We start from the raw sequence: 23,120 nt of genomic DNA on the forward strand, positions 1-23,120 counted from the left end.
ACCCCCGCTGATCAGCCGCGTTCGCCGCGCAGTTCGGCGATGCGCTGGTCTTTCTCGGTCCAGAGCTGGTTGACCCAGCTCTGGACCTTCTCGCGAAACACCGGATCGTTTTCGTAATCGCCCTGCCACAGTGCCGGGTCCAGTTCACGAGTACGGATATCGATGATCACCCGCGGCACGTTGCCGCTGATCAGATCCCAGAACCCCGGAATCTTCGGCTGTGGATAAACCACGGTCACATCGAGAATCGCGTCCAGTTGTTCACCCATTGCCGCCAGCACAAACGCTACACCGCCGGCCTTGGGCTTGAGCAGATGGCTGAATGGTGACTGCTGCTGAGTGCCTTTGGCCGCGGTGTAGCGGGTGCCTTCCAGATAATTCACCACCGTCACCGGCTGGCGCTTGAACAGCTCGCACGCGGCTTTGGTGATTTCCAGATCCTTGCCGGTCAGTTCCGGGTGTTTCGCCAGGAACGCCTTGGTGTAGCGCTTCATGAACGGGTAATCCAGCGCCCACCAGGCCAGGCCGAGGAACGGTACCCAGATCAGTTCCTTCTTGAGGAAGAACTTGAAGAACGGCGTGCGCCGGTTGAGGGTCTGGATCAGCGCCGGGATGTCGACCCAGGACTGATGGTTGCTGATCACCAGATACGACGTGTCGCCACGCAGATCATCGCCGCCACGGATGTCCCATTGCGTCGGGATGCACAGGCGGAAGATCAGTTTGTCGATCTCTGCCCAGGTCTCGGCGATCCACATCACCGCCCACGAGGCGTAATCGCGAAAGCGTCCCGGCAGGATCAGCTTGAGCAGGGCGAACACCATCAGCGGGCCGAACAGCACCAGGGTGTTGAGCAACAGCAGCAGGGTGACGAGACAGCCGGTGAGCAGGCGGCGCATAAGCAACTCTTGAAAGCGGATGGGCGCGCCATGATAAGTGGCTTCGGGCGACAGGCCAAATCATGGGTTACGAATGTTTCACCTTTGGCGCGTTAGCCTTGCGGGAACGATCAAGCGAACAGCGGTCTAAAATCTCGCGTCAGACGCCCCCATTTTCCAAGGAAGCCCATTACGTGAAATCCCTCCTTGCATTGCTTTCCCTCGTTGCCCTGCCGGTGCTGGCCGCCGAGCCGACCCTGTACGGGCGCTACGAATACATCGCGCTGCCGGAAATCGGCGGCCAAGTGCTCAAGGCGAAAATGGACACCGGTGCGCTGACCGCCTCGCTGTCGGCCAAGGACATCGAGACCTTCACCCGCGACGGTGAAGACTGGGTGCGCTTCCGCCTCGCCACCAAGGACGCCAGCAACAAGGTGTTCGAACACAAGATCGCGCGGATCAGCAAGATCAAGAGCCGCTCCGACGAGGACGACGAGGATCGCGACACCACGGAAGTTGCCAAGCGTCCGGTGGTCGATCTGGAACTGTGCCTGGGCAACGTCAAGCGTACCGTCGAGGTCAACCTGACCGACCGCAGCCATTTCAACTACCCGTTGTTGATCGGCGCCAAGGCCTTGCGTGAGTTCGGTGCAGCGGTAAACCCGGCGCGCCGCTTTACTGCGGATAAACCGGACTGCTGATCGAGCGTCGCGTCTCGCAAATGCTGTTCCTTTTTGACGGTGCCTGTTGCCGTCATGCTGCGTTGCCGCTCCTCCCCATAGCCAGCTATGGCTCGTCGCGGCGCCTTGCCTGACGACAACAGTCACTCGTCAAAAAAGGAACGCATTTGTGAGACGCGACGCTGGTGGTCTCATTGACGTAACGTCAGGCTTGGGGCACCGTTCGCGCACTCATTCCACAGGCTCGGACGCCATGCCTCATATCCTGATTGTCGAAGACGAAGCGGCGATTGCCGACACGCTGATTTTTGCCTTGCAGGGCGAGGGCTTCACCACGACCTGGCTGAGCCTCGGCGCGCAAGCGCTGGAGCATCAGCGCCAGACACCGGCCGACCTGATCATCCTCGACATCGGCCTGCCGGACATCAGCGGCTTTGAAACCTGCAAGCTACTGCGCCGGTTCAGCGAAGTGCCGGTGCTGTTCCTCAGCGCCCGGGATGCCGAAATTGATCGCGTGGTGGGCCTGGAAATCGGCGCCGACGACTACGTGGTCAAACCGTTCAGCCCACGGGAAGTGGCGGCACGGGTCCGGGCGATTCTCAAGCGCATGGCACCGCGCCCGGCGGCCGAAGCCTGGTCGGGGGTGTTTCGCATCGATCCCGAGCGGGTGCAGATCAGCTATCGCGGTCAGGCCTTGAGCCTGACCCGTCACGAATTCCGTCTGCTGCAATGCCTGCTCGAACAACCCGAGCGGGTGTTCAGCCGCGAGCAACTGCTCGATGCGCTGGGCGTGGCGGCGGACGCCGGCTACGAGCGCAGCATCGACAGCCACATCAAGAGCGTGCGCGCCAAGTTGCGCCTGATTCGCGCCGAGGCCGAACCGATCCAGACCCATCGGGGTCTCGGCTACAGCTACAGTCCGGGGCATAGCTGATGTCACTGGGGTTGCGGATTTTCCTGGTGTACGTGCTGTTTATCGGCCTTACCGGTTATTTCGTGCTCAACACCGTGATGGAAGAAATCCGCCCCGGCGTGCGCCAGTCCACCGAGGAAACCCTGGTCGACACAGCCAACCTGATGGCGGAAATCCTCAAGGACGATTTCAAGGCCGGCACCCTCAGCGAGAATCGCTGGCCGGAACTGCTCCGGGCCTACGGCGAACGCCAGCCGAAAGCGACGATCTGGGGCCTGCCGAAAAACCAGGTCAACCACCGCATCTACGTCACCGACGCCAAGGGCATTGTGGTGCTGGATTCCAGCGGTCTGGCGGTCGGTCAGGACTACTCGCGCTGGAACGACGTCTACCTGACCCTGCGCGGCGAATACGGCGCGCGCTCCAGCCGCAGTGATCCGGATGATCCGAACTCGTCGGTGATGCACGTCGGTGCGCCGATCCGCGACGATGGCCGGATCATCGGCGTGGTCACCGTGGCCAAACCCAACAGCTCGCTGCAACCCTATGTTGACCGTACCGAGCGCCGCCTGCTGGGGTATGGCGCCGGACTGATCATTCTGGGTCTGTTGTTCGGTGCGCTGTTGTCCTGGTGGCTGAGCCGGGCGCTGCACCGTTTGACCCGTTATGCCGAGGCGGTGAGCGAAGGGCGCCGGGTGGAAGTGCCGCATTATCGCGGTGGCGAGCTGGAGCAACTGGCGAGCGCCGTGGAACAGATGCGCACCCAGCTTGAAGGCAAGGCCTACGTCGAACGTTACGTCCACACCTTGACCCATGAGCTGAAGAGTCCGCTGGCGGCGATTCGCGGCGCCGCCGAATTGCTGCAGAGCGAAATGCCATTGGCGCAACGCCAGCGATTCGTCGGCAACATCGACAGCGAAAGTGCACGCATGCAGCAGTTGATCGAGCGCTTGCTGAATCTGGCGCAAGTGGAGCAGCGCCAGGGCCTTGAAGAGCGCGTCACGGTGCCTTTGGCGGCATTGCTCGATCAGTTGCTGCAGGCACAGATGGCGCGCATCGAAGGCCGGCAACTGCGGGTCCAGCAAAGCATTGCGACGGATTTATCGTTGATCGGTGAGCCGTTTCTGCTGCGTCAGGCACTGGGCAATCTGCTGGAAAATGCCTTGGATTTCACACCGCCAAACGGTTTGCTGCGCTTCAGTGCCGAGCGGGTTGGCGAGCAGATCGAGATTCGTCTGTTCAACGAAAGCGCCCCGATTCCCGACTACGCATTGCCGCGTCTGAGTGAGCGTTTCTACTCGTTGCCACGCCCCGAAAGCGGACGTAAAAGCACCGGTCTGGGGCTTAACTTCGTCGAAGAAGTGGTCAAGCTGCACGGCGGTTCGATGCGCATCGGCAATGTCGAAGGCGGGGTGGAAGTCATCCTGCACCTGTAGTCTCCACACAAACTCCACATTCCTCCCATATTCCCCCCACACCCGCCTCGCAGACTCTGCCCATCGAAACAGGGAGAGTCCCCATGAACAAAAATCTGACCATGAAGCTCGGGGCGATTGCCCTGCTGATCCTGCTGTTGCTGATTCCGCTGCTGATGATCGACGGCATCATCGACGATCGTCAGCAACGACGCGACGGTGTGCTTGAAGACATCGCCCGCAGCTCAAGCTACAGCCAGCAGATCAGCGGGCCGGTGATGGTGGTGCCGTACCGCAAAGTGATACGCACCTGGAAGACCCGGGAAAAAAACGGCGAGCAATATCTGGAACTCAGCGAAGAACGGGGTCGCCTGTACTTCCTGCCGGAGCGCTTCGAACTCGACGGCCAGGTGCAGACCGAGCTGCGTGCCCGGGGCATCTACGAGGCGCGGCTGTTCCACGCAGAAAACCGCATCAGCGGGCATTTCTCGCTGCCGGCGCAGTTGGGAATTTCCGAGGATTTCACCGATTACCACTTCGATGCACCGTTTCTGGCGATCGGCATCAGCGACATTCGCGGGATCGAAAATGCCCTGAAACTGGAAATCGGTTCGCAACGCCTGGACTTCGTGCCCGGCACGCAAGTGGGTTGGCTCGGCGAAGGTGTTCGGGCGACGTTGCCGGCACTCGATACAACTCAGGCCACGGAACTGGCCTTCGGTTTCGACCTGCGCTTGCAGGGCACCGGCTCGTTGCAGGTGCTGCCGGTGGGCAAGACCAGCCGCGTGAACCTGGCTGCCAATTGGCCGCACCCAAGCTTCATCGGCAACTTCCTGCCGGCCAAACGAGAAGTCACCGATCAGGGCTTCACCGCCGATTGGCAGACCTCGTTTTTCTCCACCAACCTGCAAGAGGCCATGAACCGCTGCGCTTCGGGCAACGATTGCGAGGCGTTCAACGGGCGCAGTTTCGGGGTGAGCTTCATCGATCCGGTGGATCAGTACCTGAAGAGTGACCGGGCGATCAAATATGCGCTGCTGTTCATTGTCCTGACGTTCGCCGGTTTCTTCCTGTTCGAAGTGCTGAAAAGCCTGGCGGTGCACCCGGTGCAATACGCGTTGGTGGGTGTAGCGCTGGCGTTTTTCTACCTGTTGTTGCTGTCGCTGTCGGAACACATCGGGTTTGCCCTGGCGTATCTGCTGTCGGCCAGTGGTTGTGTGTTGTTGATTGGCTTCTATGTCTGCCATGTGTTGCGCAGTGTGCGTCACGGCTTGAGTTTTTCCGCGGGGCTGGCGGCGTTGTATGGCTTGCTCTTCGGCTTGCTGAGCGCCGAGGATTACGCGCTGCTGATGGGCTCGCTGCTGCTGTTCGGCCTGTTGGGCGTGTTCATGGTGCTGACCCGTAACCTGGACTGGTACGGCGTCGGGCAGAAACCGGCCAAGCCGCTGGAATTTGATCTCGGAGCGGTGCAATGAGCCGGTTTGTGGGGTTGCGTGAGGAACAGCGGGAGGCCGAGGTATTGATGACGCTGATCTTTGCGTCGTTGCCTCCCGCCCCGAGCTTCAAACCTTCGGCATTGTCGCAATCATCGACGGCCGCTGGCTCACCTCAAAGAACCAGTTGGCCAGTTGCGGGTTGGCTTCACGCCAGCCCAGATCCGGGAAGCGCAGATCCAGATAACCCAATGCGCAGGCCACGCTGATCGCGGCAACATCGAAATGGCTGGTCAGTTCGGCAATGGCGTCGTGTTCCAGCAGCGCCAGGGTGCGGCGGATCTTGTCGCGTTGCGCGTCGAGCCACTCGTCCCAGTGCTTTTCCGGGGCGCGCAACACTTGCTCGTAACGCACCATCACCGAGGCATCCATGATCCCGTCAGCCATCGAGGCTAGGGTCAGGCGCCGCCAGCGGGCCGAGCCGTCGCGAGGGATCAGCGGGTTGCCGACGTGCTGATGGTCGAGGTAATCGAGGATCACCCGGCTGTCATGGATGACGTTGCCGTCGGCCAGGCGCAGGGCCGGGATCTTGCCCAGCGGGTTGTCTTCGTTCAGCGCGGCGTTGGGACTGACCGGTGTCAGGACGCAGTCCTGCAAGGCGACGCGATCCTGCTGGCCGGTCTCGTGCAGCAGCACCATGACTTTGCGCACGAATGGGGACAGGGTGTTGTGGAACAGGGTCATGCTGGGAGCGGACATCGGCAGGGTCTCGGTCAAGGGCAATGAACGGGCAGCATAGCCTGTCAGCGACTTGGCTCAAGCCTTTTGTGGGAGCGAGCTTGCTCGCGATAGCGGACTCTCAGTCGCCTGGATTGTGAATGAACAGACGCTATCGCGAGCAGGCTCGCTCCCACAGGTTTTTCAGCTTCGCCACAGCAGACCGCGCAAGGCGAGTACGGCCGGCACACCCAGGCCGATCCAGCTCAAGCCGTCCCAGATCCCGTCGCCCAGCAGTGCGGCGAACAGCCCCGCCGCACTGAGCAACGCGATCACCAGCGGCGTGCTGAAGACTTTCCAGAAGTTCGACTGACGCGGTTTCATGCCGAAGCCTCCGTTGTTTCCAGCACCGGCTTCGCCGCTTTACGTCGCACCACCCACAAGTACACGCCGCTGCCGAGGACGATGATGGTCAGCACGTCCAGCGTGGCCCAGAGGATTTTCATCGGCATGCCGCCGTAGTCGCCAAAGTGCAGCGGCTGCGACATGCCCATGGCGTCCATGTACCACGGCCGTTCAGCGACCGCCGTGACTTGCAGGGTGCTGGCGTCGATCAGCACCGGCGTCAGCAAGTGCGAAGTCAAATGGGTGCCACCCTTCATGAACACCGAGTAATGGTGCTCGCTGGAAAACCGGGTGCCGGGGAAGGCGATGAAGTCCGGTTTCATCCCCGGTGCGACTTCGCCGGCGATATCCAGCAGGCGGGTGGCCGGGGCGAGGTGAGTCAGCGGCGGGGCATCGCGGTAGGGCGCGATCATGGCGTTGAGCGAATCGTTGCGCCAGGCCGCGATGATCAGGTCGGCACAGGCGCTGATCACACCGGTGACACCCACCACCAGCGCCCAGGTCAGGGTCACCACGCCGATCAGGTTGTGCAGGTCGAGCCAGCGCAGGCGAGTGGATTTGTCCCGGCGCACGGTGCCGAAGTCCAGGCGACGCATGAACGGCAGGTACAACACCGTTCCGGACACGATGGCGACCACGAACAAAACACCCATGAACGCCAGCAGCAACTTGCCCGGCAGACCGGCAAACATGTCGACGTGCAGGCGCAGGATGAACAGCATCAGGCCGCCATTGGCCGACGGGGTTTCCAGGGCTTCGCCGGTGCGCGCGTCGAGCATGAAGGTGTGCGAGGAGTTCGGCTCGGTGCCGGCGGTCTTCGCCATGATCGTCAGCACGGTGTTCGGCTCGTCGTCTTCGAAACCGAAGTACTGCACGACTTCACCGGGGCGATGGGCCTCGGCGGCTTGTACCAGTTGCGCCAGATTCAGGTGCGGCGTGTCGGCCGGCATCTCGCGCACTACCGGAGCGTCACCGAGCAAGTGCTCGATCTCGTGATGGAAAATCAGCGGCAGGCCGGTCAGGGCCAGCAGCAGCAAAAACACGGTGCAGATCAGGCTGGTCCAGGTGTGGACGAACGACCAGCGACGGATTGTTTTACTTTTCATTTCATGACCTTCAAAAACACCAAAGCCGTCCACGAGGGACGGCCAGGTTGCAGGGCCTGTTTCAGCTCAAGCAATTACCACTTGTAGGTGGCGCTGGCGACGACACTGCGCTGGTCGCCGTAGTAGCAGTAGAAGCTGTCGCAGGTGGAAATGTAGTCCTTGTCAAACAGGTTGGTGGCGTTGAGGGCCAGCGATGCGCCCTTCAAGCTGTTGTCCAGGCGACCGAGGTCGTAATGCACGCTGGCATCGAACACGGTGTAGGCGTCAGCCTTGCCCAGCCAGGTGTTGGCCTTGTCGCCGTAGGTGTTGCCGGTGTAACGCACACCGCCGCCGATACCGAAGCCGTCGAGCACGCCGCTGTGCCAGGTGTAATCGGTCCACAGCGAAGCCTGCTGGTTCGGCATCAGTTGCAGGCGGTTGCCCTTGTCGACGCCGTTCTGCACTTCGGACTTGGCCAGGGTGTAGGCGGCGATGACTTTCAGGTTTTCGGTGACGTCGGACGTGGCTTCCAGCTCCAGGCCTTTGACTTTCACTTCGCCGGTCTGGCTGGTGATCGATACGCCGTTGACGAAGGAGCTTACCGAAACGTTTTTCTGGGTCAGGTCATACACGGCGGCGGACAGCAGGGTCTTGCTGCCGGGTGGCTGGTACTTGATGCCCAGTTCCCACTGCTTGCCTTCGGTCGGCTTGAGCGATTCCGTGGAGGAGGCGTCGGCGCCACTGGTGGGCTGGAAGGATTCGGCGTAGGAAATGTACGGTACGAAACCCGAATCGAACACGTAGCTCAGTGCCGCGTTGCCGCTGAAGGCCTTGTCGCGGTCGGTGTTGGTCGCGTCGGCCTTGTTGATGAACTTCGTACCAGTGTGTACCCAGTCTTCACGACCGCCGAGGGTCAGACGCCATTGGTCGAGGGCCATCTGGTCCTGCACGTACAGGCCGGTCTGGTTGGTCTTCTGCTCATAGTCGTAGAAGGCGGTGGAGCGCGCCGGACGCACGATCGGCTGACCGTAGATCGGGTTGAGCACGTTGGTGGTCAGGCCGTCACCGAAGATCGAGGTGTAGTTGTTGTTGCTGCGCTGGTGATCCAGACCCAGCAGCAGGGTGTGGCGGATGTCGCCGGTGGCGAAGTCGGCCTGGAAGTTGTTGTCCACGGCGAACTGGCTGATGTCCTCATTGACACTGGTGCTGGTGCGGCCGACGTTGCCGGCATTGTCCACCTGAGTGTACGGATACGAGCCCGGAGTCAGGCTCTGGAACGACAGCTCCGATTTGGTGTAACGCAGGTTCTGCTTGAATTGCCACACATCGTTCAGGCGATGTTCGAAGGCATAACCCAGCGCGTAATAAGTGCGGTCGTAGTATTCCCAGTCCGGATCGCCGAGGTTCTTGTGATGGGAAACCTTGCCGAACGGCATGTCGATCTTGGTGCCCTGCACCGGCAGGAACTGGCTGGTGATGCCGGTATCGTCGCGGGTGAACTGGGTCAGCAGGGTGAATTTGGTGTCGTCGTCGATGTTCCAGGTCAGGCTCGGCGCGATGTTGTAGCGCTTGTTGTCGACGTGATCGACCTGTGTGCCACTGTCACGCACCACGCCGCTGAGGCCGTAGAGAAACTGGCCGGCGTCGTCGATCTTGCCGGTGCTGGCGAAGTTGATCTGGCGGTGATTATCGCTGCCGTATTGCAGCTGGATTTCGCTGCTCTGCACATCGCTTGGACGGCGGCTGACCATGTCCAGCAGGCCGCCCGGCGGGGTCTGGCCGTAAACCGACGAGGCCGGGCCGCGCAGCAGGGCGAGGCGGTCGAGGTTCCAGGTTTCCTGTTTCGGGTTGGCGTACACGCCTTTTGGCAGCGGCAGGCCGTCGAGGAACTGGGTCGGTTCGAAGCCACGCACGCGCAGCCAGTCGGCGCGGGTGTCGCTGCCATAGCTGCTGGCGGTGATGCCCGGCATGTAGCGCACGGCGTCATCGAGGCTGTGCACGCTGCGGTCGTCCATCTGCTGGCGGGTGGCGACGGAGATCGAACGCGGCGCTTCGACCAGCGCGGTGTCGGTCTTGGTGCCGGCGGCGGTACGGGTGGCGGTATAGCCTTCGACCGGGCCCCAGGCGCTCTCAGTGTTTTCCACACCGATCACCGAAGTCTCCGGCAGGGCCATCACGCCTTCAGGTACGGCGATCAGGGTGTAAGTGCCGGTGCTGCTCTGCTCCAGTTGCAGGCCGGTGCCCCGCAGGGCAGCGCTCAGTGCACCTGCCGCGTCATATTGGCCGTTGACCGGCGCCGAGGTCTTGCCGGCTGCCAGCGACGGATTCAGCGACAGCGTGAGGCCGCCCTGGCTGGCGATCTGGTTCAGGGTGGTGGACAGCGGCGCGGCCGGCAGGTTGTAGGCGCGAACGCTCGACGCCTGTTCAGCGGCGATCAACTGGCTGCTGGCCAGCGGGGTGCAGAGGGCAATGGCGACCGCCAGCAAACTGGGGCGCAACAAGGTGTCTAGCGAACGGGACATACGGCGGCTCCTGAATGGAAATATTTCTCAATTGCCTGTGTGCCGGACGAGATTCGAAAAGTGATAGGGCTGGATGAAAATAATTTCGATTAACGGACGGCATGGCGGCTGAAGTCAGCAGAAAGTCCGTTTTCATGGGGGGCGAGCAGGTAACGCGGTGTCTCAGGGCTTCGGATCAGCCTTGGCCACGGTGACCCACCACGGCGTGTGCTGCTCGATCTGCACCGGCAGGGTCGGGAGCAGGGCGCTCAGAGCCTTGTCTGTATCGTGTAGCGGGAAACTGCCGGTGATGCGCAGGTCGGCCACTTCCGGCGCAATGCCCAGGTGGCCGCGACGATAGCGGCCGAGTTCATGCACCAGGTCTTCCAGGCGGGCGTTGTCCACCACCAGCATGCCGCGCGTCCAGGCATCGGCGCCGGGGTTGAGCGCCACCACCGAATCCAGACCGTTATTGCGGATCAGCACTTGCTGGCCTTCACGCAGGATCTGTTCCTGCGGATCGGATTGCGGATGCGCCGCGACCGCCGATTGCAATACGCTCAGGCGCGTGCCCTGTTCTTCGCGCTTGACCAGAAACCGTGTGCCCAGCGCACGCATGCGGCCTTCGCGGGTTTCGACGATGAACGGTCGCGCATCGCCATGACCGGTCTCGATGAGGATTTCGCCTTCCTGCAACACCACCAGTCGCTGCTTTTCATCGAACCGCACATCCATGGCGCTGTGGGTGTTGAGATTGACCACGGTGCCGTCCGCCAGGCGCACGGTGCGTTGCTCACCGGTGGCGGTGCGCTGGTCGGCGAGCCAGTAATCCAGCGGCAGATAGTGCTCTGCGGCAAACAGCGACAGGCCGATCACCGCGACAACACTGGCCAGACCACTGCCAAGCTTGCGCACACGCCGGCGAATGCCTTCGCGCGATTGCAGCAACGCGGCGCGGGCCGGGCCGTTGGCCACGCTGAAACGCTGGTCGAGCATGCCCAGCTGGCGCCAGGCGCGGGCGTGTTCTTCGTTGGCCGCGTGCCATTTGGCGAATTCTTCGCGCTCCAGTGGCGTGCTGGAATCGAGGGTCAATTGCCAGGCAATTGCCGCGTCCAGCACATGAGCCGGCACCGGTCTGGAACTGGCCGGATTCATGTCGGTTCACCGTACAAGGCGATGTAGCACTGGCGGATACCCTGGGCCAGATACTGGCGTACGCGCGGCACCGACACGCCGAGCTTGTCGGCGATCTCGGCATGGGTCAGACCATCGAGACGGTTATAGAGGAATGCGGCGCGGGCCTTGGTCGACAGTTGGCCCAGCATTCGGTCGATGGCTTTGAGGTCCTCGAGAATCAGTTGCTGCTCTTCGACCGATGGCTGCTCGCCTTCGGGGATCAACATCAGTTCAGCGAGATAGGCCTGCTCCAGCGCGGCGCGACGGAAGTAGTCGAACAGCAGGCCTTTGGCGATCGCCACCAGAAAGGCCCGGGGTTCGCGGGGCGTCAGCAGTTCCTCGCGGCCGAGCAGGCGCACGAAGGTGTCCTGGCTCAGGTCTTCGGCGCGTTGCGGGCAGGCCACGTTGCGCCGCAGCCAGGCCAGCAGCCAGCCGCGATGGTCGCGATACAACGCACCGACGAGCTCACTGTGAGGGCTTTGGGCTGACGACACGAAGGCACCGACTGGGAAATGTTAACCAACGAGAATTGTTCGCGATTGTGGCAGAGGTGGGAATGGTTAGCAATTGGCCACCGGTCGGGTTGTCGGGCGACAACCCGGGGCTCAGAACGAATGCGTCTGCTGGCGGCGCTTCCACTGGCTCAGGCGTTGTTGCAGATTCAATGGGCTGTGAATCTGCTGCTGGCGTGCCCGGCTGAACAGAATCAACGCCAGTTCCGCCGTGGCCAGTGCGTCGGCGCTGGCGTGGTGGCGCTCGAACACTTCGAGCTTGAACCAGTTGATCCACTCATCCAGACCCGCCTCGCGAATGTGCGCCTGCGGGCAAACCAGCGGTGCAATGTCGGCGACATCGAGAAACACCTGCTGCAACTTGTGGCCCAGGTGTTCTTTCACCGCCCGGCCAAGCATGTGTTGATCGAACGGCGCATGAAACGCCAGCACTGGACTGTTGCCGATAAACTCCAGCAGTTCGAGTAATGCCTCGGCCGGCTCGCTGCCGGCGGCAATCGCATTCGGCCCCAAGCCATGGATCAACACGCTCGGGCTGAGTTTGAGTTCACGACATTGCAGCGTGCGTTCGAACTGCTGGCTGAAGTCGATGGCGCCGTCCTCGATCACCACCGCTCCAATCGACAGCACCCGATCCTTGTTCAGGTTGAGCCCGGTGGTTTCCAGATCCAGCACGACCCAGCGCTGTTCGCGCAGGCTGCACTCGCTCAGTTCGCGGACCGCGGGCAGTTGCGCCAGGCGTTGTCGCAGATCGTCCGGCAGAACGGGGCTGGCCGGACGCAGCCACGAGAACAGGCTCATAGCTGATACCGCAAGGTCAGGCTGCTTTGCAGGCGTTGGGCCTGACGCAGGGATTCACGCAGGATGCGCCGGTCCAGATGATTGAGGCTGTCTGGATCGACCCGGTTCGAATACGGCAGGTTTTCCCGGGTCTGCAGTTGATGCTGTTGCATGCGTGTCTGCTGGATGAAGTGATAGGCCTCTTCGTAAGCGGCGCCATCCAGCCGCTCGATGACTTCTTTATCGACCAACTGGCGGAAGCGTTCGAGAGTGTTGTTGGCATCGATGCCGTTGGCCAGTGCCAGCAGGCGTGCGCCATCGACAAACGGGGTCAGTCCCTGGATCTTCAGATCCAGCGTGGCTTTCTCGCCGTTCTTTTTCGTCAGCACAAACTCACGGAAACGCCCCACCGGCGGACGGTTGCGCAGGGCGTTCTCGGCCATCATGCGCTGGAACAACCGATTGTCGCCGACCTGATCGAGAATCCCCCGGCGCAATTGCTCGCAACCCTGTTCATCGCCCCAGACCACCCGCAGGTCGAAATAGATGCTGGAGCCCAGCAGATTTTCCGGCGTCGCCTCGCGGATGAACGCGGCAAAGCGCCGGGCCCATTCGGCGCGGGACAGGCACAACTGCGGATTGCCGGCCATGACGTTGCCCTTGCACAGGGTGAAACCGCATTGCGCCAGGCTGTTATTGATCTGCTGGGCGATGGGCAGCAACTTGCCGCGAATCTCCGCCGCATGGGCCGCATCCCGGGCTTCGAACAGAATGCCGTTGTCCTGATCGGTGTGCAGGGTCTGCTCGCGCCGGCCTTCGCTGCCGAAGCACAGCCAACTGAATGACACGCCGGGGTCGCCTTTCTCGGCGAGGGTCAGCTCGATCACCCGGCACACGGTGTGATCGTTGAGCAGGGTGATGATGTGGGTGATCTGGGTCGAAGACGCGCCGTGAGCGAGCATGCGCTCCACCAGTTGGCCGATCTCGCCGCGCAGGGTCACCAGTTGTTCAACCCGCTGGGCACTGCGGATGGTCCGCGCCAGGTGCACCAGATCGACCCGTTGCAGCGAAAACAGATCCCGTTCGGAAACCACGCCGCACAATCGCTGATCCTTGACCAGGCAGACATGGGCGATGTGCCGTTCGGTCATGGCGATTGCTGCGTCGAAGGCGCTGTGATCCGGCGACAGATAGAACGGCGAGGGCGTCATGTGGCGTTCGATGGGTTCGTTGAAATCGCCGACACCTTCCGCCACCACATGCCGTAGGTCACGCAGGGTGAAAATCCCCAGCGGCGCCTTGTGCTCATCCACCGCGACGATGCTGCCGACCTGTTGTTCGTGCATCAGCTTCACCGCTTCGCGCAACGGCGTGGTCGGGCTGCAGGTTACCGGATGGCGCATGGCCAATTCGCCGAGGCGGGTGTTCAGCGAATACTGGGTGCCGAGGGTTTCCACGGCTTTCTGCTGGACTTGCTGATTGACCTGATCGAGCAGGCTGCTGACCCCGCGCAGGGCGAAGTCGCGGAAGGTATTGGAGAGGGCGAACAGCTTGATGAACGCCAGTTTGTTCAGTTGCAGGCAGAAGGTGTCTTCGCCGGCCAGGTGTTCGGTGCGGGTCGCCCGTTCGCCAAGCAGCGCGGCGAGGGGGAAACACTCGCCGGTAGTGATTTCAAACGTGGTTTCGGTGCCGCCCTTGGCCGTGTGCGGACGCTCGCCGACCACCCGGCCCTGCTTGACGATGTAGAAGTGTTCAACCGGCCCGTCGGCGGGTTTGATGATGCTCTCGCCCTGACCGTAGAAACGCAGCTGGCATTGTTCCACCAGATAGGCGAGGTGGGCGTGTTCCATCTGATTGAAAGGGGGGAAGCGCTGGAGGAATTGCAATGTGCCCTGAATGTTCTGCAACACCGCGGTTTTCCCTGCCTGGGTGAAGGCGTCCGCTTTACTCATAACCATTACCGCAGTCTTTTTCGAATTGTTGTTATTGGATCGTTGCAGCCATGGTCGACCCCGGCGCGCAGGGTGCCCATTGGACGTAAGTCTAGGTTTGGCATGCCGTTGGGTAGTTTTCGGATATGCCCTACACAAACAGTCGGAAATTCTCGGGTTCGCCCCTTGGAAAAAAATCCGACGAAGTGCACATTGAAGCTCTGCCCAGCGATGTCTGACCACTGTGCCAGGGGATCGATTTTGAAAACGTAGAGAACGCCATGTCCGACCACGATATTTTGAGCGACGCCGAGCGGGAAGCGCTCAGCGCCGTCATGCTGGAACCCGACCTGCCGCCGCAGCGGGTACTGATCGTTGATGACGACAAGGACGCCCGCGAGCTGCTGTCGGAGATCCTCGCCCTGGACGGCATTCGTTGCATGACGGCAGCCAGTGGCGAGTCCGCGCTGAAGATGATCGAGGAAAAACCTTCAATCGGCCTGGTGATCACCGATCTGCGGATGGGCCATGTCGACGGACTGGATCTGATTCGTCAGGTGCGAGAGTCGGCGCGGGCGGCGATGCCGATCATCATTGTGTCGGGTGATGCCGACGTGAAGGACGCGATTGCGGCGATGCATTTGAGCGTGGTGGATTTTCTGCTCAAGCCGATTGATACCGCCAAATTGCTTGGACTGGTCAGGCATGAGTTGGGGATTGAGTAGTAGTTACCTTCTGTCTGAATTCATCGCGGACTGTCAGATCTGACAGTAGGCGAGCTTGGGTCGGAGCGTGTTCACTGATTTTGGAGCGCTGGTGTTAGGCCAGAGCATCATCTTGTGAACAGGAATTCATCATGAATCAATCAAAAAAAAGTGCAGACGGACCCAGTGCCAGCGTTAGTTACGTCTTAGAAAATTTAACTGACTCGTTTGAAACGACAAAGGTTTCCGGGACGACGAGTAGAGTCATCATTTCGGCTGGAGGCTCACGAACCGAAAACATTGCGCTGCATTTTAAATCAGGCCAATTGGACCCAGGCACACGGACTCTCAATTTGGCTGATGTTGAGCGCGTTGTATTTTCACCGAAGCCTCTGGTGGAATATGCCGACACTCCATCAGGCAACATAAAGGTGACTGTGACGTTGGTTGGAGATGAATATTACTTGTTTGAAGGGACGGTCACGGATGGCAAAGTCAGCAACGCAGGTAAAACGATCCTGTTCTCCGCGACATATGAATGTAGATTTCCCGAGGCTTAAAAAAAGCCCTGATCGAAAGATCAGGGCTTTTTCATGTCCGGCATCAGCGCGGGTTACAGGCCATTGGCAGCCTTGAACTCGCGACGACGACGGTGCAGGACCGGCTCGGTGTAGCCGTTCGGCTGCCTGGTGCCTTCGATCACCAGTTCGACCGCCGCCTGGAAGGCGATGTTGCTGTCGAAGTTCGGTGCCAGCGGACGGTACAGCGGGTCGTTGGCGTTCTGACGGTCCACCACCGGCGCCATGCGCTTGAGGCTTTCCATCACTTGCGCTTCGGTCACGATGCCGTGGCGCAGCCAGTTGGCGATGTGCTGGCTGGAGATACGCAGCGTCGCACGGTCTTCCATCAGGCCGACGTCGTTGATGTCCGGCACTTTCGAGCAACCCACGCCCTGATCGATCCAGCGCACCACGTAACCGAGAATGCCCTGGGCGTTGTTGTCCAGTTCGTTCTTGATCTGCTCCGGCGTCCAGTTCGGGTTGACCGCCAGCGGAATGGTCAGGATGTCATCGACCGAAGCACGGGCACGTTTGGCCAGCTCGGCCTGACGGGCGAACACGTCGACCTTGTGGTAGTGCAGCGCGTGCAGTGCAGCGGCGGTCGGCGATGGAACCCAGGCGGTGTTGGCACCGGCCAGCGGGTGAGCGATTTTCTGTTCGAGCATCGCCGCCATCAGGTCGGGCATCGCCCACATGCCTTTACCGATTTGCGCACGACCTTGCAGGCCGGTGCTCAGACCGATATCGACGTTCCAGTTTTCGTAGGCGCCGATCCACTTTTCAGCCTTCATGTCAGCCTTGCGCACCATCGGGCCGGCTTCCATGGAGGTGTGGATTTCGTCGCCGGTGCGGTCGAGGAAGCCGGTGTTGATGAACACCACGCGCTCGCTGGCCGCCTGGATGCAGGCCTTGAGGTTGACCGTGGTACGGCGTTCCTCGTCCATGATCCCGACTTTCAGGGTGTTGCGCTTGAGGCCCAGCACGTCTTCGATGCGACCGAACAGCTCGTTGGTGAACGCCGCTTCTTCCGGGCCGTGCATCTTCGGTTTGACGATGTAGACCGAACCGGTGCGGGTGTTCTTGCGCGAAGTGTTGCCGCTCAGGTTGTGCATCGCCGCGAGGCAAGTCACCAGACCGTCGAGGATGCCTTCCGGCACTTCGTTGCCGTGCTTGTCGAGGATCGCGTCGATGGTCATCAGGTGACCGACGTTACGCACGAACAGCAGCGAGCGACCGTGCAAGGTCAGTTCGCTACCATCGACCTTGGTGTAGGTGCGGTCCGGGTTCATGGTGCGGGTGAAGGTCTGGCCACCCTTGGAAACGGATTCCGCCAGGTCGCCCTTCATCAGGCCCAGCCAGTTGCGGTAGATCACAACCTTGTCGTCGGCATCGACGGCGGCCACGGAGTCTTCGCAGTCCATGATGGTGGTCAGTGCCGCTTCCATCAGGATGTCTTTGACGCCGGCGGCGTCAGTCTGGCCGACCGGGGTGCTGGCGTCGATCTGGATTTCGAAATGCAGACCGTTGTTCTTCAGCAGGATCGCGATCGGCGCATTGGCGTCGCCCTGGAAACCGATCAGTTGCGCATCATTGCGCAGGCCGCTGTTGCTGCCGCCCTTGAGGGTGACGACCAGTTTGCCGTCAGCGATCTTGTAGCCGGTGGAGTCGACGTGGGAGCCGACCGCCAGTGGAGCGGCTTCGTCGAGGAATGCACGGGCGAAGGCGATGACTTTGTCGCCGCGCACCTTGTTGTAGCCTTTGCCTTTTTCCGCGCCGCCGGCTTCGCTGATGGCGTCGGTGCCATACAGGGCGTCGTACAGCGAGCCCCAGCGGGCGTTCGAGGCGTTGAGGGCGAAGCGGGCGTTCATCACCGGAACCACGAGTTGCGGGCCGGCGGTACGGGCGATTTCGTCATCGACGTTTTGCGTCGTTGCCTGGAAATCAGCCGCTTCTGGCAGCAGATAACCGATCTCTTGCAGGAAGGCTTTGTAGGCCACGGCGTCGTGCGGCTGACCGGCACGGGTCTGGTGCCAGCCATCGATACGGGCCTGGAAGTCATCGCGTTTGGCGAGTAGGGCTTTGTTCTTCGGCGCCAGGTCGTGAATGACCTTGTCGGCACCTTCCCAGAATTTGTCGGCGGTGAGGCCGGTACCGGGAATGGCTTCGTTGTTCACGAAGTCGAACAGGACTTTGGCGACCTGCAGGCCACCGACTTGAACGTGTTCAGTCATTGCTTGCCTCACTCTGCTCAGCTATTTCGCTTTTCAGCTCTTCAATTTAACAATGAAGCCTCTGGCCATTTAAACCACAAACCCCTCGACCAGTACATGCCATCGCTGGCGGCTGGGCTGGGACCAATCAACGGCTTGGGGGCCTTGCTGACGGGGCTTTCAGGGTTGCGAACGTGCCTTGGGCAGACATCGATCCAACGTTATGTAGTGCGCGCTGCGGCATACTACATGATGCATTGCGGTTGTGAAAATCAGACTAATTACGTCGTTCTGCGACCCCATGACGCATTGCGGTCACGGCGCGGAACGGGATGTTCTCAAAAAACCAATGGATTGTTCCAGCTAAATATCAAAAGTTGTACACATAAATACTATGTGTCTGCTATGGCCCCTCGTTTGCCGTCATCACGGCAGTGCCGGCCGGCTTGCCTATACTTGCTTTTCTATAACAAAAGTCATGACAAGAGGGCTGCGCCATGGATCATCTCGTACTCACCGTCTTCGCGCCGGACAAGCCCGGGCAGGTCGAGCGCATCGCCCAATGCATCGCCGAGCACGGCGGCAACTGGCTGGAAAGCCGCATGTCGCGAATGGCCGGGCAGTTCGCCGGGATTCTGCGAGTCGGTGTGCCGGCGGAGGCTTACGACGAATTAGTCGATGCCCTACAAGCTTTGTCGACTCAGGGGATTCGCGTGCTGGTGGCCGAAAGCGGTATCGAGCAGGCGTGCACCTGGAAGCCGATTGCCATGGAACTGGTGGGGAATGATCGTCCGGGCATCGTGCGCGACATCACCCGGTTGTTGAGCGAGCAGGGCGTCAACCTCGAGCGGCTGGTGACCGAGGTGCGTCCGGCGCCGATGAGCAGCGAGCCGCTGTTCCACGCCGAAGCCATTCTCGCGGTGCCCCTGACCCTGTCGCTGGATGTGCTGCAATCGCGCCTGGAAACCCTGGCCGATGACTTGATGGTGGAATTGGTGCTGCGCACCGACCTGTGAGGACGGATCGGGTTATCCAGTTTTAACGTGCACCTGCCTGTGGATAACCTGTAGAGACCGCCTTCCAGGCCACGTCCGCCGTGGCTTGGCGATGATTGATCAAAAAACCGCCAGCATTCAGTGACTTGCGCACAAACGGCGGGGATCACGCTGTGGATAACCTTGGGAAGGAACGATACAGGCCACGAGAACCGTGGCCTGTGGAGGTTTGTGCGTTTTTTGATCAGCTGCGCCGGCGCAGACTTATCCACGCATCGACGCTGTACACCGCCAGACCGGCCCAGATAAACATGAAGGCGATCAGTGTGCTGGACGACAAATGCTCACCGAATAGCAGCACGGCTTGCAGCAGCACCAGGGTTGGTGCCAGGTATTGCAGGAAACCGAGGGTGGTGTAAGGCAGATGCCGCGCGGCGGCGTTGAAGCACACCAGCGGCACCAGCGTCACCGGACCGGCCGCCACCAGCCACCAGGCTTCGGACGTAGTCCAGAACTCGGCCTGTGCGCTGGTGGCGGTCGGATTGAACAGCAGCCACGCGAGGGCGATCGGCACCAGCATCCAGGTTTCCACCACCAGCCCCGGCAATGCCTTGACCGGCGCCTGCTTGCGGATCAGCCCGTAGAAGCCGAAGGTCAGTGCCAGCACCAGCGACACCCACGGCAGACTGCCGACCTGCCACACCTGTTGAGCCACCCCGATCGCCGCCAGACCGACCGCCAGCCACTGCATGCGGCGCAGGCGTTCGCCGAGGATCAGCATGCCCAGCAGCACATTCACCAACGGGTTGATGTAGTAACCGAGGCTCGCCTCAAGCATTCGCCCGTTGTTCACCGACCAGACATAAGTCAGCCAGTTGGCCGCGATCAAGGTGCCGCTCAGGGCAAGAATCGCCAGGCGTTTCGGGTTGTCGCGCAGTTCCTGCCACCAGCCGGGGTGCTTCCACACCATCAACAACAGCCCGCCGAACAGCGCGGACCAAAGCACCCGGTGAATGATGATTTCCACCGCCGGCACTTCGGCGATGGCTTTGAAGTAGAGCGGGAACAGTCCCCAGATGATGTAGGCACTCAGGCCCAGAATGTACCCGCGACGCGGGTTGGCGGCTTGCATGCAGAATCCTTGCTTAGGCAGCTAACAAAGCAGCGATTGTACGGGCAGTTGTATAGACGTGTCGTGTCAGAAAAGCTTCAACGGCTCTTCATTCAACGCCGCCAGTTGCTCACGCAACGCCAGCACCTGATCGCCCCAATACCGCTCGCTGCCGAACCACGGAAAGCTGCGAGGGAACGCCGGATCGTCCCAGCGTCGTGCCAGCCAGGCGCTGTAGTGCATCAGGCGCAGGGCGCGCAGCGGTTCGATCAGCGCCAGCTCGCGCGGGTCGAAATCGTGGAATTCGTTGTAGCCGTCCATCAATTCCGACAGCTGTCCGAGACAATCCTGACGGTCGCCTGCGAGCATCATCCAGATGTCCTGTACCGCCGGGCCCATGCGGCAGTCGTCGAGGTCGACGATGTGGAACATCTCGTCGCGGCACATCATGTTGCCGGGGTGGCAGTCGCCGTGCATGCGAATGTTCTGGTGCGGCGTGGCGGCATAGACGTCTTCCACACGCTTGAGCAGGTCGCGGGCGACGGACTCGTAGGCCGGCAGCAGGCTTTTCGGAATGAAGTTGCCTTCCAGCAGTGTGGTCAGCGACGCGTGGCCGAAGTTCTGCACAGCCAATGCTTCACGGTGTTCGAACGGTTTGGTTTCGCCGACCGCATGCATGCGCCCCAGCAACTGGCCGAGGCGATACAACTGATCGAGATTGCCCGGCTCCGGCGCCCGGCCACCGCGACGGGGAAACAGGGTGAAACGGAAACCGGCGTGTTCGTGCAGGGTTTCGCCGTTGTGGACCAGTGGCGCCACCACCGGGATCTCGACGTCGGCCAGTTCGAAGGTGAACTGGTGTTCTTCGAGAATCGCTTCGTTGGTCCAGCGCTGTGGGCGATAGAACTTGGCGATCAGCGGTTCGGAGTCTTCGATGCCGACCTGATAGACGCGGTTTTCGTAACTGTTGAGCGCCAGGATGCGCGCGTCGCTCAGAAAACCAATGCTTTCGACGGCATCGAGCACGAGGTCTGGGGTGAGGGTTTCAAACGGGTGGGCCATGCTGACTCCTGCGCGCGGCAGGCTGCCGCGTCCGGCCCAGCATGGTAGCGCAGACGGGCTGTCTTGAGGGGGATCGTTCCCGTGCAGGGCACGGGAACGATCAGAGCGTTGCGGCATCAGGCGCCGACGATCCCGCCATCCTCACGGGTAATCGCCATCACCGACGAGCGCGGCTTGCCGTTCGGCAGATGCTCGGGGAAGGTCGAACCGCCGTTTTCGCCCGGATGCTGAATCCCGACAAACAGGGTTTTCTGATCCGGCGAGAAGCTGATCCCGGTGACTTCGCAACCGATCGGCCCGACCATGAACCGGCGAATCTCACCGGTCTTGGGGTCGGCGCAGAGCATCTGGTTGTTGCCCATCCCGGCAAAGTCCCCGGCGTTGCTCGAATCACCGTCGGTGAGAATCCACAGTCGACCAGCCTTGTCGAAACCGAGGCCGTCCGGGCTATTGAACATGTTCTGCGGGGTGATGTTGGACGAGCCGCCCTTCGGCGTCCCGGCGTGTACGCTCGGGTTGCCGGCCACCACGAACAGATCCCAGCCGAAGGTCTTCGAACCGTGATCGTCGCGGTCGGTACGCCAGCGCAGGATTTGGCCGTAGACGTTCTTCTCGCGCGGGTTCGGCCCGCCCACCGGTTGACCGTCTTCGCCGCGCTTGGCGTTGTTGGTCAGGGTGCAATAGACCTGGCCGTCTTTCGGGCTGACCACGATCCATTCCGGGCGGTCCATGCGCGTCGCGCCGACGACGCTGGCCGCCAGACGCGCGTGGATCAGCACTTCAGCCTGATCGGCAAAACCGCTGCTGGCGTCAATGCCGTTCTTGCCGTGGGTCAGTTCGATCCACTGGCCCTGGCCTTTCGGGTGGTCGGGGTTGCCGTCGCCCGCGTCGAACTTCGCCACGTACAGGGTGCCGTGATCGAGGATGTCGCGGTTGGCTTTGGCGTTGCGGTGATTGATGCGGTCGCGGCTGACGAACTTGTAGATGAACTCGCCGCGTTCGTCGTCGCCCATGTACACCACGGCGCGACCGTCGTCGGTCTCGGCCAAGGCGGCGTTTTCATGTTTGAAGCGACCGAGGGCGGTGCGTTTGACCGGCGTCGATTGCGGGTCGAACGGGTCGATTTCCACCACCCAGCCGTGACGGTTGAGTTCGTTCGGGTTCTTCGCCATGTCGAAGCGCGGATCGAACGGATGCCAGTTGATCTCGCGGCTGGCGGCTGTCACGCCGTAGCGTTTCTGCGCCGGGTCGAATTGCTGTTGGGCATTGCTGCTGCCGAAGCAGTCGGTGAAGTTCTCTTCACAGGTCAGGTAAGTGCCCCACGGCGTCTTGCCGTTGGCGCAATTCTGGAAGGTGCCGAGGACTTTCTTGCCGTGCTTGTCGGCGCTGGTTTTCATCAGCTCATGGCCGGCCGCCGGACCGCTGATACGCAGCGGCGAGTTGCCGTGGATGCGCCGGTTGTAGCGCGAGCCCTGAACGAACTGCCACTGACCGTTCTTGCGTGCCACTTCGATCACAGACACACCTTCGCAGGCCAGGGCCTTGCGCACGTCTTCCGCCGACTGCGGCAGACCGCCGTGGGGGTAGAGGTAGCGGTAGTTGGTGTATTCGTTGTTGATCGCCATCAGCGCGCGATTTTTATCATCCGGGAAGGCGAACAGGCTCATGCCGTCGTTGTTGTCACCGAACTGCACTTCCTGTGCGGCTGCGGTGCCGTTGCCGCTCGGGTCGAAGGCCGGACCGTTCTTGTGCAGGGGCTGGCCCCAGCTGATCAGCACCGACGACTTGTAGCCTTTGGGCAGGCTGATGACGTCGGTTGTGGCGGCCGGAATGCTGTCGAAGCCCAGCAGGCGGCTGTTGCCGGCGCTGACACCGGTGGCCAGGGCGCTACGGCTCAACAGGCTGCCACCGAGAAACATCGCCGCGCCGCACAGTGCGCCGGCACCGATGAAACCGCGACGGCTCATGCCGACCATTTTTTCCAGGTCAGTGGATTGGTTCTCTTCTAATAGGCTCACATCAGGCTCCCTGCTTGGTTTTGGCAGCCACCTT

20 protein-coding genes are annotated in these 23,120 nt (G+C 61.3%); 7 read left to right on the forward strand and 13 right to left on the reverse strand.

Annotated elements, in window-relative coordinates; translation table 11 throughout:
• Nucleotides 1-11 precede the first annotated feature (11 nt).
• Nucleotides 12-899, reverse strand: a complete 888-nt coding sequence (yihG, locus tag AC07NR_RS12840) for a 1-acylglycerol-3-phosphate O-acyltransferase, YihG family (protein WP_495078686.1) — start codon at nucleotides 897-899, stop codon at nucleotides 12-14.
• Between the two features lie 173 nt (nucleotides 900-1,072).
• On the opposite strand from yihG, the gene rloA2 reads away from it, so the two are divergent.
• From rloA2 to creD, 4 genes are all read left to right on the forward strand, one after another.
• Complete coding sequence (rloA2, locus tag AC07NR_RS12845) at nucleotides 1,073-1,579, forward strand: retropepsin-like aspartic peptidase RloA2 (protein ID WP_085709168.1); 507 nt, start codon at nucleotides 1,073-1,075, stop codon at nucleotides 1,577-1,579.
• Between the two features lie 232 nt (nucleotides 1,580-1,811).
• On the forward strand, nucleotides 1,812-2,492 hold the full coding sequence (gene creB, locus AC07NR_RS12850) for a two-component system response regulator CreB (RefSeq protein ID WP_495078687.1): 681 nt from the start codon (nucleotides 1,812-1,814) through the stop codon (nucleotides 2,490-2,492).
• On the forward strand, nucleotides 2,492-3,907 hold the full coding sequence (gene creC / locus AC07NR_RS12855; RefSeq protein WP_495078688.1) for a two-component system sensor histidine kinase CreC: 1,416 nt from the start codon (nucleotides 2,492-2,494) through the stop codon (nucleotides 3,905-3,907). The genes creB and creC overlap by 1 nt, the downstream gene beginning before the upstream one ends.
• Nucleotides 3,908-3,990: 83 nt before the next feature.
• Nucleotides 3,991-5,361: a cell envelope integrity protein CreD gene (gene creD / locus AC07NR_RS12860; RefSeq protein WP_495078689.1), complete on the forward strand. Its 1,371-nt coding sequence runs from the start codon at nucleotides 3,991-3,993 to the stop codon at nucleotides 5,359-5,361.
• Between the two features lie 87 nt (nucleotides 5,362-5,448).
• Here creD and AC07NR_RS12865 read toward each other — a convergent pair whose 3' ends face one another.
• The 8 genes from AC07NR_RS12865 to AC07NR_RS12900 all read right to left on the reverse strand — a co-directional run bounded on the left by AC07NR_RS12865 (nucleotide 5,449) and on the right by AC07NR_RS12900 (nucleotide 14,453).
• A complete protein-coding gene (locus tag AC07NR_RS12865; RefSeq protein ID WP_438299984.1) occupies nucleotides 5,449-6,078 on the reverse strand; it encodes a glutathione S-transferase in 630 nt (209 codons plus the stop codon).
• A gap of 162 nt (nucleotides 6,079-6,240) precedes the next feature.
• The gene (locus AC07NR_RS12870; protein ID WP_495078690.1) at nucleotides 6,241-6,420 is read right to left on the reverse strand and encodes a hypothetical protein; all 180 of its coding nucleotides are present in this window, start codon (nucleotides 6,418-6,420) and stop codon (nucleotides 6,241-6,243) included.
• Complete coding sequence (locus AC07NR_RS12875; protein WP_423204443.1) at nucleotides 6,417-7,547, reverse strand: PepSY-associated TM helix domain-containing protein; 1,131 nt, start codon at nucleotides 7,545-7,547, stop codon at nucleotides 6,417-6,419. The genes AC07NR_RS12870 and AC07NR_RS12875 overlap by 4 nt, the downstream gene beginning before the upstream one ends.
• Before the next feature lie 74 nt (nucleotides 7,548-7,621).
• Complete coding sequence (locus tag AC07NR_RS12880) at nucleotides 7,622-10,048, reverse strand: TonB-dependent siderophore receptor (protein ID WP_495078691.1); 2,427 nt, start codon at nucleotides 10,046-10,048, stop codon at nucleotides 7,622-7,624.
• A 162-nt stretch (nucleotides 10,049-10,210) separates the two neighbouring features.
• The gene (locus tag AC07NR_RS12885; protein ID WP_495078692.1) at nucleotides 10,211-11,182 is read right to left on the reverse strand and encodes a FecR family protein; all 972 of its coding nucleotides are present in this window, start codon (nucleotides 11,180-11,182) and stop codon (nucleotides 10,211-10,213) included.
• Nucleotides 11,179-11,697, reverse strand: coding sequence for an RNA polymerase sigma factor (locus AC07NR_RS12890; protein WP_114885954.1), 519 nt, complete (start codon nucleotides 11,695-11,697; stop codon nucleotides 11,179-11,181). Before AC07NR_RS12890 ends, AC07NR_RS12885 begins: the two co-directional genes overlap by 4 nt.
• Before the next feature lie 111 nt (nucleotides 11,698-11,808).
• Complete coding sequence (locus AC07NR_RS12895; protein ID WP_495078693.1) at nucleotides 11,809-12,516, reverse strand: 3'-5' exonuclease; 708 nt, start codon at nucleotides 12,514-12,516, stop codon at nucleotides 11,809-11,811.
• Entirely contained in the window at nucleotides 12,513-14,453 is a 1,941-nt protein-coding gene (locus AC07NR_RS12900) for a putative nucleotidyltransferase substrate binding domain-containing protein (protein WP_495078694.1), read from the reverse strand. The genes AC07NR_RS12895 and AC07NR_RS12900 overlap by 4 nt, the downstream gene beginning before the upstream one ends.
• Nucleotides 14,454-14,707: 254 nt before the next feature.
• On the opposite strand from AC07NR_RS12900, the gene AC07NR_RS12905 reads away from it, so the two are divergent.
• Nucleotides 14,708-15,151 carry a response regulator gene (locus AC07NR_RS12905; RefSeq protein ID WP_248740014.1) on the forward strand — a complete coding sequence of 148 codons (444 nt, stop codon included), beginning with the start codon at nucleotides 14,708-14,710 and terminating at the stop codon, nucleotides 15,149-15,151.
• A 131-nt stretch (nucleotides 15,152-15,282) separates the two neighbouring features.
• Nucleotides 15,283-15,690, forward strand: a complete 408-nt coding sequence (locus tag AC07NR_RS12910; RefSeq protein WP_248740015.1) for a hypothetical protein — start codon at nucleotides 15,283-15,285, stop codon at nucleotides 15,688-15,690.
• Between the two features lie 53 nt (nucleotides 15,691-15,743).
• Here AC07NR_RS12910 and AC07NR_RS12915 read toward each other — a convergent pair whose 3' ends face one another.
• Nucleotides 15,744-17,921, reverse strand: coding sequence for a malate synthase G (locus AC07NR_RS12915; protein ID WP_495078695.1), 2,178 nt, complete (start codon nucleotides 17,919-17,921; stop codon nucleotides 15,744-15,746).
• A gap of 476 nt (nucleotides 17,922-18,397) precedes the next feature.
• Here AC07NR_RS12915 and AC07NR_RS12920 point away from each other — a divergent pair, with 476 nt between their 5' ends.
• A complete protein-coding gene (locus AC07NR_RS12920) occupies nucleotides 18,398-18,916 on the forward strand; it encodes a glycine cleavage system transcriptional repressor (RefSeq protein WP_085731674.1) in 519 nt (172 codons plus the stop codon).
• A gap of 223 nt (nucleotides 18,917-19,139) precedes the next feature.
• Here the strand turns inward: AC07NR_RS12920 and rarD are convergent, their stop codons facing one another.
• The 3 genes from rarD to AC07NR_RS12935 form a co-directional block, all read right to left on the reverse strand.
• Nucleotides 19,140-20,027: an EamA family transporter RarD gene (gene rarD, locus AC07NR_RS12925; protein WP_495078696.1), complete on the reverse strand. Its 888-nt coding sequence runs from the start codon at nucleotides 20,025-20,027 to the stop codon at nucleotides 19,140-19,142.
• Nucleotides 20,028-20,093: 66 nt separating this feature from the next.
• Nucleotides 20,094-21,068, reverse strand: a complete 975-nt coding sequence (locus AC07NR_RS12930; protein WP_495078697.1) for a serine/threonine protein kinase — start codon at nucleotides 21,066-21,068, stop codon at nucleotides 20,094-20,096.
• 116 nt (nucleotides 21,069-21,184) lie between these two features.
• A complete protein-coding gene (locus tag AC07NR_RS12935; RefSeq protein ID WP_265813056.1) occupies nucleotides 21,185-23,086 on the reverse strand; it encodes a PhoX family protein in 1,902 nt (633 codons plus the stop codon).
• Nucleotides 23,087-23,120 lie beyond the last annotated feature (34 nt).

This window comes from Pseudomonas sp. GW821-FHT09C09 (genome assembly GCF_059418105.1).